We start from the raw sequence: 13,946 nt of genomic DNA, 5'->3' as shown, positions 1-13,946 counted from the left end.
CTTACCGAATAATGGAAAAATTTTCCGCACCCGCTTTTTTAGCTAAATCCAGAACGCGAACAAACGTGTCGTATTTAACTTTTTTATGAATATCCACAACCAGGCTTTTATCTTTTCTGGAATTAAATTTTCCTTCCAGTTCGGGTACCAGGAAGTCGAAATCAATTTTTTCATCATTGATACGGACTAAACCTTCCTCATTAACTCTTAAAGTCAATGGGGTTTCCAAAATCCCGACCTCAGAGTTTTCACCCGGCAAATTTATATCAATGCCTTGCCCCTGGACAGAAAAGGTCAGCATGAAAAAAATTAAAAGTAGAAACACCACATCTATCAATGGGGTGATGTCTAATCGAAATCGTTTTTTTGTTTTCTTCATCAATTGCATTTTGAGCGGCCAAATAAATTAAGTATTTTACAAGCAGTCATGCTTCAACCAATTCATCTCTCCAATCGTTTTTTGAATTTTGCTCCGGCTTTTCATCAGAGAAGTGGTGAATCATGATGCGGCCGCATTTCTCCAGATTGAAGGCAACGTTTTCCGTCCGGCGGGTGAAATAATGAAGCATGATCATGGTAGGAATAGCCACAGACAATCCTGCGGCGGTGGTGAGAAGCGCCTCCCAAATTCCACCCGCCAGAAGACTGGGGTCAACAATCCCTTTGTGCTCTGCTACCTTGCTAAACGCCTGGACCATCCCGATTACAGTGCCCAATAGACCAAGGAGTGGTGTGATACTGGCGATCACTTCCAAGCCACGGATGTATCTATTTTGCTTGTTGATTTCCTCCTGCCCGACTTCCGACAACGTCTCTTCCATCTGCCACTTAGGCAGATCCTTCAGACGCAATCCTTCGCCGATCATTCGCTTCATAGAATCTCCTGAGTCTTTCTCATCCATCCATTCTTCAGAAAACCTATTACCTTTTAATGATTCTTTTAAGCGATTGAGAGTTTCTTTAGGGTCTTTCTGCGTGGTTCGAATGAAATATAATCTTTCGATAACAATGGCCAGCGCAATGACAGAGCATACGAGGATGGGAATCATGATGAATCCCCCCTTGCCTACCAAACCAAATGTAGATTGAATAAAATCGAGCATTTTGGACTCCCTGATTAAAAATATTTTTAGCTACACATGTATGATTTCCGTGCCTGACTAAATCAAATAAATGATCCCCGCCCCAAGGGGCGGGGTATTTAAAGGTAGTTTTTTTATAACCTCCCCTAACCCCTCCTTGCAAAGGAGGGGAATGTGAAAGGAAACCCCGTAGCAGAGCTACGAGGAATTCTTTTGATTAACTTTTGGTCAACCTGCCCCGGCAAAGAACAGCTTTCTGCCCATCCTCGGCAAGTTCCGTCCAGGTCGCATACACCCGTCCACCACTACCAGCAAATAGCAACGGGTAGGAGACACTGTCACCAAGTGAAGGGAGCTTTTCAGGTTGAGACGGCGTCCCGGTTGCAGAAATTTTCATGAGCCAGGGACGGATACTGCCCCAGCCATTGTCAATACTGGGTTCTCGCCCTTGAAAAATAACCCAGGCCTCATCCTCAATGATCTGAATATCTGGATGATTGGCATCGAGTACATTTCCCTGGATTTCTCCAAGATACTCAAAACTTTTTCCTCCATCTGATGACAGGGCGCCGCGCAAACTGGATTGGTTATTCGCACCGCTATACCAAACGACGAATAACTTTCCATTGACGGCTTTCATTGCTGGTCCAGAATGCGCGCAACCATTGATCTTCCAACCCTCTTTTGTCACACGGACCTTCTCCGACCAGGTATCGCCTTTATCTTCGGAAGTGGACACCACGATGATCCGGTTATCTCCCTCATAAACATGTCGCCATGCAATAAAAACTTTACCCGATTCATCGAAAGCAATGGCCGGGCGGCAGCAGGGGCAAATCGCTCCAGAGACTTTCACATTCTTTCCGAAAGATTTCCCCTGATCGATTGATTTGGCAATATAAATGGAACCGGTCCCTGGAGGGTTGGTTTCCTTATCGCGGCCATCCAGCCAAGCGACATAGATGGTTCCATCCGGTGCGACTTCCATGGTTTGAAATGAATGGTAGCCTTTGGCATCATCGTCATTCACTTTGATCGCAGGTGTGAAACTGCGGCCAAAGTTCATCGACCGAGCAAACTTTAAATCTTGCCCTCCCTGCCAAAACGCATACATTTCAATCCCCGATCCCTTTCTTAGCAGAGGACCGTTCTCACCATGGGCGCTGACTTCTCCCGGAACTGTATTTATTGTGTAGGGTTTCGAAAACGTGTCCCCTACATTGTGAGAACTCAAATAGAAGAGATCCTGACCACTGCCCTTATGCCCGGCATAAATAAAGTTCATGCTTTCGGAGGTTTTCAACATGAGCTGAAGTCCGTTGCCATGACCCACCACCTGAGGTTGGGACTCCCAACCCACCAGGCGCTCACTTGTTTCCAGAGGACTTTGGGACAGCGTCCCGGAAGCCCCCTGATCGGGTGAGTTCTTAATACTTCCTGTGCAGGAAATATTGATAACCAGCAGTGAAAGGGCAAAGCATAAATTAATATTTTTATTAATAATCACGACCTTATTCCTCAAAAATCATTCAGATTAGAACCTTATAGTGACACCACCATAAAAACTTCTTCCGTCGCCGGCATAGAAAAGGGCCGATGACTCCGACGCAGTGACTGCCGTTGAAAAGTTGGAAATATACTCGGTGTCAAACAGGTTGCGCCCGGTAACGTAGGTGCTGATGTTTTTAGTCACCTCGTAACCGGCACCAAAGCCCATCAACGTATAACTGGGAGCTGAAAACGTGTTGTCAAAAGTAACATCCGCTTCACTCACATAATCCATATTCAAGGCTAAAAACCAGTCATCCCGGTGGTCATACCGAAGCTCTGACCGAAAGACATGCGGCGGGACACCGGCAATGGTGTTGTCGCCAAATTGTGCATCCCCAACAAAACGAAAATCGCTGTAGGTATAGACGTTGTTCAATTTCAGGCGATCCCCGCTCGACACCAGGTTTTCAGCCAGCACTACTCCTAAGCCTGCTTCGATACCCTGATGAATTGTATCTTCCGCATTGAATCCAGTGGCTGGAATCGTGCCTCCTGTGGTGAAACTTAAAATCTCATCCTTCAGCCAGGCGCGATAAAGGGTTAAGTCCCAATCGAAGATACCCTGCTGTCCGCGGGTTCCTGCTTCAACGGTCCAGGCTTTTTGCGCATTCAGATCGATAAAACCCGCCGTGCCTCCCTGCGTTAAATCGCTGAAATCGGGCGGCTCAAAACTTTTAGTGACATTAGTGAAAAACTGTACAGTTTTGGAATGGTCATACAGGACACCAAAGCGAGGATTGAAGGATTCGTAGGTATCGCTGTCCGTTTCACTGGGTGTCAGATGATTGAACACATCTCGGTGCGCCCAGACAACCTGGCCCCCGGCGATCAATGCCAACTGAGGAGTCACAAAAAACTGGTTCTCTCCAAACACCACCACGTTATAGGCCGTTTGATCGGTGTCAGAAGTTAAAGCTCCTCTTCGTGCACCAATACCAAAATTGGAAAAGACTTTCGCATCCGTCATACCCACATGGGTGGTAACACCCGTCCGAAAGGTATTTTTAAATTTTCCGATCTCATACTTTCCAGAACCTTGCGCAAACACGCCAAAGCTGTTGCTGTCCTGATCGATAATCCCGACAAAAGGAGTGATCGGATGAAACAACGATTTGTCCGTGATGAAAGCGCCGACATCCAATTTATTTCCATCACCGAGATCGAAGGTGGTTTTATTGGAAAACCGGTAGGATACGATATCGCGGTGTTGGTTGCTGGTGCTCACAGTAGCAGTACTATTTTCAGGATTGTTTAAGGCAACCGACCGGGTCACCGTTCCTGGCAACTCAAGTTCGATAGCGTTTGCAGTAAAATAGAAACGCGTTTCAACGTTTTCTGACAACTTCATTCCATAGTTTGAATTAATTTTGTAACTTTCCTGGTCCGAATGCACCCGGAAGCCGTTACTCTTGAGTCCGGTGATACTAAGAAATAAATTCGAATTATCAAACTTAAACCCGGATTGAATGTTACCGCGATACGTATCAAACGACCCCGCTTCAAGACGAAGTTGATGGCCAGGGTTACTTTGGCCGGTTTTGGAGATCATGTTGACAACGCCGCCAATCGTCGTGCCGCCATATTGCAGACCATTACCGCCTTTATAGACTTCTATGCGTTGCAGAGTGAGGTTGTCGATTTCCTGAAAATCGCCGCTACTATCCGCCGAGTTAAAAGGGACACCATCCTGCAATGCCGCCAGCCCCTTCTGATGAAAATTGCGTTGAAGACCAGAACCTCGGATAGAAATACGCACCTCTTCTGCGAAGCGTTTAGTCGCGTAGACTCCGGGCACAAAGGAAAGAGTGTCCTCAAAGTTTTGACTGAAGTCATTTTCAAAGGCTTTACTATCAACCACCGCCGCCCCGCCTGGGGTGCGCTGGATAATTTTGGCGGCTTCCAAATTGCTTGGAACTGTCAAGGTTCCAACAGTGGACTCGAATGTCCCAATGGATGTTCCAGTGGTTTCTTTGTATTTTGCCTTTGGGGCCTCTATGACGACTTCAGGCAATACTTGTTGGTTATCTTTTTCAGCCGCCAAAACAGGCTGAACAATTACAAAATTTAACAAAACAATAGTCGAGACCAACCAGGTAGATACTTTTTTCAGGCAAAACATGAAACTCTCCTAACTTTCCATTACTGCAGAGCGCAATAATTATCATTTTTGAAAAACTTCCTCATGTCACCTCGTTAATTTGCGAGGCAATATGAGAATCTCCCAAAAATCCAGAGGGCCTTGTTGCTGGCGGAGCTCACCATTTCAAGGGAAAAACAGCGCATCCAGTTGCAAATGTTCGCGCAAACAGGAAAAGCAGGCACGGCTTTTCAGGAGCGAACAAACCTAATGAATATTTTTTTGGGAACTAAAACAATAAAGAAAAGTTAGAGCGACTTCGGAGGATGGTCCAATTGGAATGGAAGGAAAAATTTGTGACGCGGGGATTTAAGGCTAAAGCTATCAGTCTGATCTTCAGCCACGATGAGGGAAGAATCAGAAACGAATAAAAGGTTTTTTGAAAAATTCACCGATGCAGGAATGGAGGCTGTGGAAGATCCTCCACAATCAGGTGCAATTTGGCGTTCATTATTGTCCTTTTTACTTTTAACGTGCGGACAGGGAAGCACTTTTTCATGATGTTTCAGCGGGCAAGCATGTTGCACCGTAGCGCTTTCCAATACGTGGGCTTTCTTTTCATGATGGTGAAAAGGAGACGCACTTGCTCCTGAAGTCCAAACAAGAACCCCAAAAAATAAAAAAATACAGGCTATGGATCGATTCAGCATAAATCGGATTGTATTTAAAAGGTACTGATTGTCAAAAACCATTTTTAATAACATCTATAATCTTCGTTTTCACACAGCCTGGGCCATAAGTGAACATCATAGCCCAGACCAATTACTACATTCTTTGATTTTCTTATTTCTTGTTCTAAATAATTTGCCTACATAGTGCCTACACAAATAAAAATGGGTTACGCCTTAAAGACATAACCCATTGATATATTTGGTGGGCCGTCTCGGGATCGAACCGAGGACCTACTGATTAAGAGTCAGTTGCTCTGCCAATTGAGCTAACGGCCCACGTTTCATTTACTGAATAGTGGAGTGGTAAACTAGCACTTTCGATGCGACGAGTCAACAAGACCGAATAGTCCCCAGGACCCAGCGTAAAAAATTATCGGATCAAGTTAATTACAAGCCGGATAAATACGATATGACTTGAAATTGAATCGCAGGGATCCAACTGGAAAGACCTCCTAATACCAGGGATAAAAACAAAAATAAGAACGCCTTTTGGCGATCTTCCCGCATTTGTACGGCATCGATCAGAAACCCGACAAACATCAGGCCAAAAAACAGAACTCTCTGGGCATTCCATAAAACGGATTCTCCCGCCAGAGGCTCCTCTCGTATCCCTGGAAAGTGGTATTCACTCATGAAACCAATGAAATAGACGGCGATTAAAAACAAGGCCCAGACTCTTTTAAGAAGAATCAGGGTATCTGCAAGTTTTTCCTGGGTCACGACGTAATCACTCCGTTAAACAAAAGTATCATTTTAATGGGAATCTTTTCCCCCATGATACCTCTTCAGGGCTTATCTTCCACAATTTATGAGCATATATTAGCTATTAAAATACAATAGGATAGGGTCATTTTCGGGTAAGTTTTTTCGCAGTTCCAACAATAATCTTATGATATAATCACTCCATTCCAAAGGAACGGCAGGCATTGATTTAATTTTAGAGATTTTTTTGCGAACAATCCACGCCTTCTTTTACACGGAGGCATAGTGAATTGAGATCAGTTTGGTACGGATTCTCTTGCCGAAGGTGAAGATTTTTCGAATCCTGCTGAACCTTATTTTTTAAGTTTTTAAATTGTATTTGGAAATTTTACTAAAACATTATTTCAAAAAGGGAAAATAAAATGTCTATCAGATTAGGAGATACGGCGCCAGATTTTACCGCCGAGACCAGCGAAGGCAAAGTCGAGTTTCACAAATGGCTGGGAGACAGTTGGGGAGTCCTGTTTTCGCACCCTAAAGATTACACTCCGGTTTGCACTACGGAACTGGGACGGGTGGCTAATTTAAAGGGCGAGTTTGACAAAAGAAATGTCAAAGTGATTGCAGTCAGTGTGGACTCGATCGATTCCCACAAAGGCTGGATCAGCGACATCAACGAGACCCAGCATTGCACGGTGAATTATCCTATCATCGCCGACCCGGATAAAAATGTCGCCACTTTGTACGATATGATTCACCCCAACGCCCTTAACAACCTGACCGTGCGAACGGTATTCATCATCGGCCCGGATAAAACCGTTAAATTATCCCTGACCTATCCGGCCTCCACCGGAAGAAATTTTGATGAGATTCTGCGTGTCATCGATTCATTGCAGTTAACTGCAAATTACCAGGTGGCAACACCCGTAGACTGGAAGCATGGGGACGATTGTGTTGTGGTCCCGGCCATCAAAACGGAAGACATTCCGGCGAAGTTTCCTAAAGGGTTTACAGAAATCAAACCTTATCTCAGAATGACGCCGCAACCCGACCTTTAACTTTTAATTTTTCAAAACGCCCGGGCGGACAACAACCGTCCGGGCTTTTTTTATGACCGTTCCAAATGATAATAATCAGGTTTCCCATCTCATCCGCCTTATTGATGACAGGGACGAGTTTGTCCGCACCAAAGTCCGCGAACAATTGATTCATATCGGAGAGGATGCCCTCCCCTTTCTGCAGATTGCCACCCGAACTGAAAACCTCAACCTCCGGGCCCTTGCCAGTGAAATCATCCAAGCCATTCTTCCTGGGCAACTGGGAGAAAAATTCCGGCAGTTGGTGCTTTCGGCACGAGGCGGGGATATTGATCTGGAACAGGGTGTTATCTTTCTCATGCAGTTTCGTTACCCTGGAACCGGGCCGGAAAAAATACCAGCCCTTCTGGACAAGATCGCTGAAAAACTTGGAAGCCGCTTGAATCCTGACGATTCGCCTCAGCAGGTCGTCCAACAAATGACCCGATTGCTTTTTATCGAGGAAGGGTTTGCCGGCAACGATTCAAGTTATACCGACCCGGACAACAGTTACTTCAATAAAGTCCTGGAGCGCAAAACCGGAATTCCTATCACCTTATCCGCCCTGTGCCTGTTGATCGCCAGGCGGCTGCATCTGCCCATCGTTGGCGTGGGCCTGCCCGGACATTATATTGTAAAATATGCTTCCGCCACCGACCCCATTTACTTTGACCCGTTTCATCAAGGGCGCATCCTCCAGAGGAAAGACTGCATTCGTTTGGTGGAAAGCGTTGGCCACCAGTTTGAGGAGCACCACCTTTCCCAGGCAACTCATCGGGAAACGCTGGTAAGAATGATGAACAATCTGGTGGCGGCTTACGATCAGACCAACGAACTGGAAAAATCCCGGCATCTGAAAGAATATATTAATATATTGTTAGGTTCGCCCCGTAGTTTTCCCGCCAACTCACCTTAATTTTTCGGGATATAGAATTATGAAAAAATCGATTGTGGTAACGGGCGCCGGTCAGGGAATTGGAAAGGCTATAGCAACGCTTCTGGCCGGGCAGGACTATTCCCTGCTTCTCCTGGGTCGAAACCTGAACTCCCTGGAGAGCACTCGGGAATCATTAAAAAATCCCGAAGCCCATCAAAGTTTTTCCTGCGACATCAGGCAACCGTACGAAATTGGTAAAGCCCTGACGCAAAGTGGAATCCAATCTCTTTATGCCGTAGTGGCCAATGCAGGAATAGGCGGGGAAAATCATTATTCCGAGAAAGATCCCTGGCAGGAGATCATCGACACCAATCTAACCGGCAGTTATTTCACCATTCAGGAATGCCTTCCGTTCCTGAAAAAAAACCCGGACCCTTACAAAAAAATCGTGATCGTTTCTTCCATCCTGGCTCGGCTGGGGGTTCCGGGCTACTCTGCCTATTGCGCTTCGAAAGCCGGCCTGCTGGGATTGATGCGCTCTCTGGCTTCGGAATTGACTGCCGACAAAATCCTGGTCAACGCCATATGTCCTGGCTGGGTCAACACCGCCATGGCGCATGAGGGACTTGATGGGTTCGCCAACGCGCTCAACATCTCCAGGGAAGAAGCGTATGAACAGGCGATGGCCCAGGTTCCGCTCGGCAAAATGTCCGAACCGAACGAGATCGCCCAATTTATCTCATTTTTAATTTCAGACGCGCAGACATCATTCACCGGGCAAACTTTCGACATCAACAATGGCGCATTGATGCCATGACGGCCACGTTAAGTTTATGCTACACGCCCAAAAATGTTCAGGAGAGAATTAAACTTGAACAACGGGGGAAGCGGTCTCAATTCCCTGAGGGAGAGGTTTCAAGCGGGGTTCTGCGCTATACTTCAACGGACTCAGAAATTGGCCCAACTGTTCCTGCAGTAAAGCCATCAGATCATTCAATGACCGTAAAATAGTTTTCCCTTTTGGCAACTGGTCGGCCTGTGTCTTTAATTCGGCCTCGACAGCGGCAAATACCAATTCAGGAAGATTTCTGATTGCATCCGTATTGATCGACTCCTGTGAAAACCCGCCACTTCCTACACTGCCAGGGTCAGAAATCTCAATGGGTCTATTGGAAGAAATTTCCTGAAAAGAAAAGGTGGTGGTTATCACCCGCTCAAGTTCCAGTTCAATCTCCGTGATCACGCCAAGTGAACCGGCGAGAACCCCGGTGATGCCCTCCAAATCGATTTCGGCCCGAGCAAAGAAACTGCGGGCAATCGGCCCGACCTGATCGACCAGCCGTTGAATGGCGTTCAACTCCTCTTCGTTCAAATCTCCCTGGACGGCCAGAGAATATTGGGAAGCCGCTACGGCAGAGGATGAAATTTCACTAACGGTTCCATCATCACTAGTTTTGGTTTGGGATTCCGACCCTGCGAGGGATTGCTCGTTTGCGAAAGAAAGGTCGACCCGGTCCCCCTCTCGCGTTTTGAGGCTGAGTCCCCCAGTGAAAGCGGCCTGGACTGAGGCCGAGTAACTGCGGCTATCAAATATGGGTGTTTGTGCAAAAATTTCTGAGATTGCCATTAGATTGGACCAATTTTAACAATTCCAAGAATTGCTTCCTATCTATGTCCTCTAACGGCTAAAACTAATAATTTAATTAGCAAAAAATGACCTATTTGTTTAAAAAATTTTTAATCGGCATTTTCGGATATTTTCAGAACTTAGTAAAATTTGCTCAAGCAGGCATGTTTCTGGGGTACGGAATCCACCAGGAAGGTTAAAACTTTTTAAATTTAGGAAGAATCAAATATCACGCAGGCGGGGAAGCCTTGTGTCCTTTTCAGACAGGATGGGGTCTGTAATGGGCCAGGCGATTCCAATATCAGGGTCGTTCCAGAGGATACCCCGCTCGCCGGAGGGAGCGTAATATTCCGAACATTTATAAAGAAATTCCGCGGTTTCACTCAATACGCAAAACCCATGCGCAAACCCGATAGGGATGTAAAGTTGCCGATGATTTTCTGCGGAAAGACACACCCCGCTCCATTTACCGAACGTTGGAGAATTTTTTCGGATATCCACAGCCACATCAAACACTTCTCCCCGAGTGACCCGTACCAGTTTGGCCTGGCCTGGGTTCTCCTGAAAATGCAGACCTCTCAGCACTCCTTTTTTTGACAGTGAATGATTGTCTTGAATAAATTCACAATTGATACCATGCGCTTGATATTTTTTTTGGACATAACTCTCGTAAAAAGAACCTCGTGAATCGGAATGGACCTCAGGTTCGATGATTAAAACGCCTTCTAATTCTGTCTTTGTTACCTTCATGGTTTTTTTAAATAAAAATGATTGATTGGAAATAAATTAGGAATTTGTGAAAACATTTTCACATTATGCCTGCATCAAAAGTTCAAGTCTTTCACCTTGTAATTTCATTGGTTAACTTAACAATCAGGTTTAAAACTTAAAAAAATATAAGCCCTCTTGAAAAAAGGATAAAGGTTTTTCTCAAACTCTTCGATAAGAGTGAATCATTTTCTGTTATTTTTTTCTTTCTGGACTGAGAAATCCAGGTATTAAAACCACTCCCAAAAAGTCATCCACTATGAAGGCAAAACCTGATAAAAAACCGGAATTTGTTAAAACAACGCCACTTCGAAGGAAGCCTCTCACATCAAAAGACTTCTCATCGAAAAAGCCTGAATTTCTGACCATTTTTGGAAACGATGCCGAAACCATCCGCAAAGAAGTCATGCGCGTCAAGGCCAGCCTCAAAGACAGCCCTCGTTTATTCGAGCAATTGGGAGCCATCCGTCGGCCCACATTCAAAAAGAATTAGACCTTCTCTCCCGGTTCTGAGTTCTGATTCATAAAAGGCAATGCCATGATGAAATATAACAGCATGGCAACTTCCGAATCGTAAAAATTTACTTCAAACAATCCCCCGGCCAAAAAACCGAGAACTGCGGCGGCACAACCCGGCAGGACCCATCGAGTGTAAGTCCTCTCTGCTGAATCGCGGGATTTCCTGAAAAAATACAGAAAAAACCCTACCCATATAGAAATCCACGCGCTCAAACCCAGAATACCCGTGTCCACCGCCAGCTGGACAAAATTGTTATGCATCCCCCGGTATTTTTTAATGTATCCCGTCGGGTCCGGGTAGTTGGTATGTACTAAATCCATACACCGAAAGCCACACCCCGTCACAGGATAATCCTTGAACACCTCCCAGCCACCCTGCCAGAGCGCCAGACGGGACTGAAAGGTCCAGTCCTGCAAGTTAACCATTGAATGAAGCCGGTCCTTCACACCCACAGGGGAAAACAGCAAAACCAGAACCAGCAAAACCGGAACGCCCCAAAGCAACCGTATCCTCCAGACCAACACCAGAAATACAAATCCTGTCATGAATCCCAGCCAGGCTTGCCGTGTCAAGGTGAGAAGCAGGCAAATGACGATTAAAAATACCGCACCACCCAGCCAGTTTTCTCTGGGCTGACGGAATAATAAACGTCCCAGAGCCACCAGCCCCACCAGCATCAGAATCCCCGCAAACGTCATATAGACGCTCATGGTTCCTTCTACACGGGTTTCTGTGGTGACCGGGGTCAACAACCCCTGGGAAATTCCAACCAGGGCCGAAATACAGCCCGCCGCGACCAAAACCAGGACCAGGAAATCCCTTTGCTTCTCATCCCTGACACTATTGACCGCCCAGAAAAAGATGAGGATTTGCAGGAGCTTTTTTAGCGATTTATAACTATAGCCGGGATCGACCGCCAGAGCCACCGCCAGAATACTGGCGAGAATAAAAAGTAAAAAAGGAATCCCCAAAGGAAACCGGACCCGGCTCCAGGATTTGGTCAGGGAAACTTTCGTCAACCAGGCCACCGTTCCCACGGCAAAGGCGATTTGCGTGATGCTGATGGAAAACATCGAAAACATCACGAACAGAATCAAACTGGCAGTCAAAATCTTGTCCAGTACTGGAAGCCAACGGTGAGTGGTATCTATTGCAGACATACTGGCAGTTGAAAATAACCATTGGGCTGTGAGAAGGAAATATTTGTCATTAAACGGAGGTTTTCATCAAAGAAAAAGGAGAAAATGGTTTGGTGAAACAAACCGGGAAGAATTATACGGGCTTCCCTATTTATAGTAAACCCTTAGACTAATTAAAAATCATTATTGAATTAATTCTTGTATCGCCTTGTAAATAGGTTTTGTCGCCACCTGATGCCCATAGGGGTTCCAGTGCCCATCGGTTTTAAACTCGAATCTTTCATGATTCTCTTGATAATCCCTGAGAAAGTTTTTATGCAAATCAATGAATCTTCCACCATGTTTTTCCACGATTTGTCTCATAGCTACATTAAACTTTAATGTATTGTTAGGCTTATTGCTGGTGTCTTGATTGTATATCGACCAAGTATCCCCATTCATAGCAAAGATGAGCTTTATATTTTTTTCTTTTGCAAAGGATGCGATATTTTTCACAACATAGTCAGCAATCAGAAGATCGTTGTCGAAACTCCCTTCCAAATCCTTGACGCTCATATTCATTTGATACTGTTCGTTGAGGACCAAGCTTTTTATATAATTTATTTTGGTTCTAAGTTTGTATTGATAAAACATGAACCGGAGTAAACGTATGTCTAGGAGGCTGTCCCAGGAGGGATCATAGGGTTTCGGAGGAATTTCTTTAATTCTGTTACCCGAAAGGGAAAGGGTAAGAAATGTCCCTCCATACCTGCCGGAAGCCATGAGATCTTTTCTATACGAGGGAGCAAAATCGTTATGAATGATTAAGAAAACAGCAATGTCTGGATCATATTTCAAGACTTCGTTTCTAAATATATGCAGATATTGAGCAAGATGCGCCGCTCCGATGCCGAATCCATACACTTCGAAATGGTCCGGCCCTAACCGTTGTTCCAGAAGATTAGGTATCGCTTTTAGATAACCCGGTTCCAGGGCCGCAATATAGGAATCACCGATGACTGCGATTCTGGTTTTATTGTTTCTTTCTTGGAAGTATTTGTCGTGATGCGAATTCCATCCATCTTCATTGATTGAGAAAAGTGCGGAATATTCATTCGCCAGCCTTATTGTGCCTTTCTGAAGAGCCTTATAATGAGTGATACCGTCATCATGCTCGACTCGGGCGACATCCGTGGTTGGTATAAAGTATTTTAAAGCGACATATTCGAGAAAAATTAAAAATAGAACGAAAGTGACAATAGCCAAAAGGATATTCTTCAAAAAATTCATGTGCCAACCGATCTTTTTTTGGTTTCAAACGAGATTTTCCATCTTGCAGTTAAAGTTCCTCTTTTTTTACTTAACTTGTCCAAACAATTAAGGTGAGAAAATTATGCGATTCAATTTCGCCAAGACTTTTCCTGGCTTCTTGGACGAAGATTCAATAAGAGATAAATCCAATTGGATCAATTAGATGCTAGCACTAATACTCTTAGTGGAAAAGCATCAAGTTATTGCAGTACAAATTGTCCTTCTTAATAACAATAACACATATTATTAGAGCCTATTTGTAGACAAAACCTAAAGAAATTACGTTGCCTCGAAAAATTCAATCCAGTCTTTGATTTAACTAATAAAATATAAAGATTCTCTTATTTATGAAATCCCCGACGCAATCTGGTAAAATCCCTCCCTTTATATCAGCTTTTTTCTCCTCTACATCCTCTCCGGCAAGCCACACGGATAGCCTTGGAGATTCATGCGATACAAGAAGAAATGTAGATACATCTCCATTTTAAATAACTTGATAAAGAAAA

The 13,946-nt window shown here is 44.8% G+C and carries 14 protein-coding genes and 1 tRNA gene; 4 read left to right on the top strand and 11 right to left on the bottom strand.

Annotated elements, in window-relative coordinates; all coding sequences use genetic code 11:
* Position 1 precedes the first annotated feature (1 nt).
* From O3C58_00075 to O3C58_00045, 7 genes are all read right to left on the bottom strand, one after another.
* Positions 2-379, bottom strand: coding sequence for a biopolymer transporter ExbD (locus O3C58_00075; protein ID MDA0690261.1), 378 nt, complete (start codon positions 377-379; stop codon positions 2-4).
* A gap of 46 nt (positions 380-425) precedes the next feature.
* Positions 426-1,103, bottom strand: a complete 678-nt coding sequence (locus O3C58_00070) for a MotA/TolQ/ExbB proton channel family protein (GenBank protein MDA0690260.1) — start codon at positions 1,101-1,103, stop codon at positions 426-428.
* 196 nt (positions 1,104-1,299) lie between these two features.
* The gene (locus O3C58_00065; GenBank protein ID MDA0690259.1) at positions 1,300-2,589 is read right to left on the bottom strand and encodes a sialidase family protein; all 1,290 of its coding nucleotides are present in this window, start codon (positions 2,587-2,589) and stop codon (positions 1,300-1,302) included.
* A 27-nt stretch (positions 2,590-2,616) separates the two neighbouring features.
* Positions 2,617-4,752 carry a TonB-dependent receptor gene (locus O3C58_00060; GenBank protein ID MDA0690258.1) on the bottom strand — a complete coding sequence of 712 codons (2,136 nt, stop codon included), beginning with the start codon at positions 4,750-4,752 and terminating at the stop codon, positions 2,617-2,619.
* A gap of 266 nt (positions 4,753-5,018) precedes the next feature.
* Entirely contained in the window at positions 5,019-5,474 is a 456-nt protein-coding gene (locus O3C58_00055; protein MDA0690257.1) for a hypothetical protein, read from the bottom strand.
* Positions 5,475-5,641: 167 nt separating this feature from the next.
* A tRNA-Lys gene (locus O3C58_00050) sits at positions 5,642-5,717 on the bottom strand.
* A 111-nt stretch (positions 5,718-5,828) separates the two neighbouring features.
* The gene (locus tag O3C58_00045; GenBank protein ID MDA0690256.1) at positions 5,829-6,161 is read right to left on the bottom strand and encodes a hypothetical protein; all 333 of its coding nucleotides are present in this window, start codon (positions 6,159-6,161) and stop codon (positions 5,829-5,831) included.
* A 404-nt stretch (positions 6,162-6,565) separates the two neighbouring features.
* On the opposite strand from O3C58_00045, the gene O3C58_00040 reads away from it, so the two are divergent.
* From O3C58_00040 to O3C58_00030, 3 genes are read left to right on the top strand one after another with little or no spacing between them, the layout of a single operon-like run.
* A complete protein-coding gene (locus O3C58_00040) occupies positions 6,566-7,201 on the top strand; it encodes a peroxiredoxin (GenBank protein MDA0690255.1) in 636 nt (211 codons plus the stop codon).
* Positions 7,202-7,253: 52 nt separating this feature from the next.
* Entirely contained in the window at positions 7,254-8,135 is an 882-nt protein-coding gene (locus O3C58_00035; protein MDA0690254.1) for a transglutaminase-like domain-containing protein, read from the top strand.
* Positions 8,136-8,154: 19 nt separating this feature from the next.
* Positions 8,155-8,913, top strand: a complete 759-nt coding sequence (locus tag O3C58_00030) for an SDR family NAD(P)-dependent oxidoreductase (GenBank protein ID MDA0690253.1) — start codon at positions 8,155-8,157, stop codon at positions 8,911-8,913.
* Between the two features lie 48 nt (positions 8,914-8,961).
* Here O3C58_00030 and O3C58_00025 read toward each other — a convergent pair whose 3' ends face one another.
* Together O3C58_00025 and rfbC are read right to left on the bottom strand one after the other, a co-directional pair.
* Entirely contained in the window at positions 8,962-9,723 is a 762-nt protein-coding gene (locus O3C58_00025) for a hypothetical protein (GenBank protein ID MDA0690252.1), read from the bottom strand.
* A gap of 222 nt (positions 9,724-9,945) precedes the next feature.
* Positions 9,946-10,473, bottom strand: coding sequence for a dTDP-4-dehydrorhamnose 3,5-epimerase (gene rfbC, locus O3C58_00020; GenBank protein MDA0690251.1), 528 nt, complete (start codon positions 10,471-10,473; stop codon positions 9,946-9,948).
* Positions 10,474-10,750: 277 nt separating this feature from the next.
* Here rfbC and O3C58_00015 point away from each other — a divergent pair, with 277 nt between their 5' ends.
* A complete protein-coding gene (locus O3C58_00015; protein MDA0690250.1) occupies positions 10,751-10,984 on the top strand; it encodes a hypothetical protein in 234 nt (77 codons plus the stop codon).
* Here O3C58_00015 and O3C58_00010 read toward each other — a convergent pair.
* Positions 10,981-12,171, bottom strand: coding sequence for an O-antigen ligase family protein (locus O3C58_00010; GenBank protein MDA0690249.1), 1,191 nt, complete (start codon positions 12,169-12,171; stop codon positions 10,981-10,983). The genes O3C58_00015 and O3C58_00010 overlap by 4 nt on opposite strands.
* A 162-nt stretch (positions 12,172-12,333) precedes the next feature.
* Entirely contained in the window at positions 12,334-13,395 is a 1,062-nt protein-coding gene (locus tag O3C58_00005; protein ID MDA0690248.1) for an SGNH/GDSL hydrolase family protein, read from the bottom strand.
* Positions 13,396-13,946 lie beyond the last annotated feature (551 nt).

The sequence above is a fragment of the Nitrospinota bacterium genome (assembly GCA_027619975.1).
Lineage (GTDB): Bacteria > Nitrospinota > Nitrospinia > Nitrospinales > VA-1 > JADFGI01.
Note: the sequence above shows the minus strand (reverse complement) of the source record. Positions and strands in the feature narration are given on the sequence as shown.

What these genes read in the sequence shown, in the direction of transcription:
- O3C58_00075 (MDA0690261.1), bottom strand. Translation starts at nt 379, where the DNA reads ATGAAGAAAACAAAAAAACGATTTCGATTAGACATCACCCCATTGATA.
- O3C58_00070 (MDA0690260.1), bottom strand. Translation starts at nt 1,103, where the DNA reads ATGCTCGATTTTATTCAATCTACATTTGGTTTGGTAGGCAAGGGGGGA.
- O3C58_00060 (MDA0690258.1), bottom strand. Translation starts at nt 4,752, where the DNA reads ATGTTTTGCCTGAAAAAAGTATCTACCTGGTTGGTCTCGACTATTGTT.
- O3C58_00055 (MDA0690257.1), bottom strand. Translation starts at nt 5,474, where the DNA reads ATGTTATTAAAAATGGTTTTTGACAATCAGTACCTTTTAAATACAATC.
- O3C58_00040 (MDA0690255.1), top strand. Translation starts at nt 6,566, where the DNA reads ATGTCTATCAGATTAGGAGATACGGCGCCAGATTTTACCGCCGAGACC.
- O3C58_00035 (MDA0690254.1), top strand. Translation starts at nt 7,254, where the DNA reads ATGACCGTTCCAAATGATAATAATCAGGTTTCCCATCTCATCCGCCTT.
- O3C58_00030 (MDA0690253.1), top strand. Translation starts at nt 8,155, where the DNA reads ATGAAAAAATCGATTGTGGTAACGGGCGCCGGTCAGGGAATTGGAAAG.
- O3C58_00025 (MDA0690252.1), bottom strand. Translation starts at nt 9,723, where the DNA reads ATGGCAATCTCAGAAATTTTTGCACAAACACCCATATTTGATAGCCGC.
- rfbC (MDA0690251.1), bottom strand. Translation starts at nt 10,473, where the DNA reads ATGAAGGTAACAAAGACAGAATTAGAAGGCGTTTTAATCATCGAACCT.
- O3C58_00015 (MDA0690250.1), top strand. Translation starts at nt 10,751, where the DNA reads ATGAAGGCAAAACCTGATAAAAAACCGGAATTTGTTAAAACAACGCCA.
- O3C58_00010 (MDA0690249.1), bottom strand. Translation starts at nt 12,171, where the DNA reads ATGTCTGCAATAGATACCACTCACCGTTGGCTTCCAGTACTGGACAAG.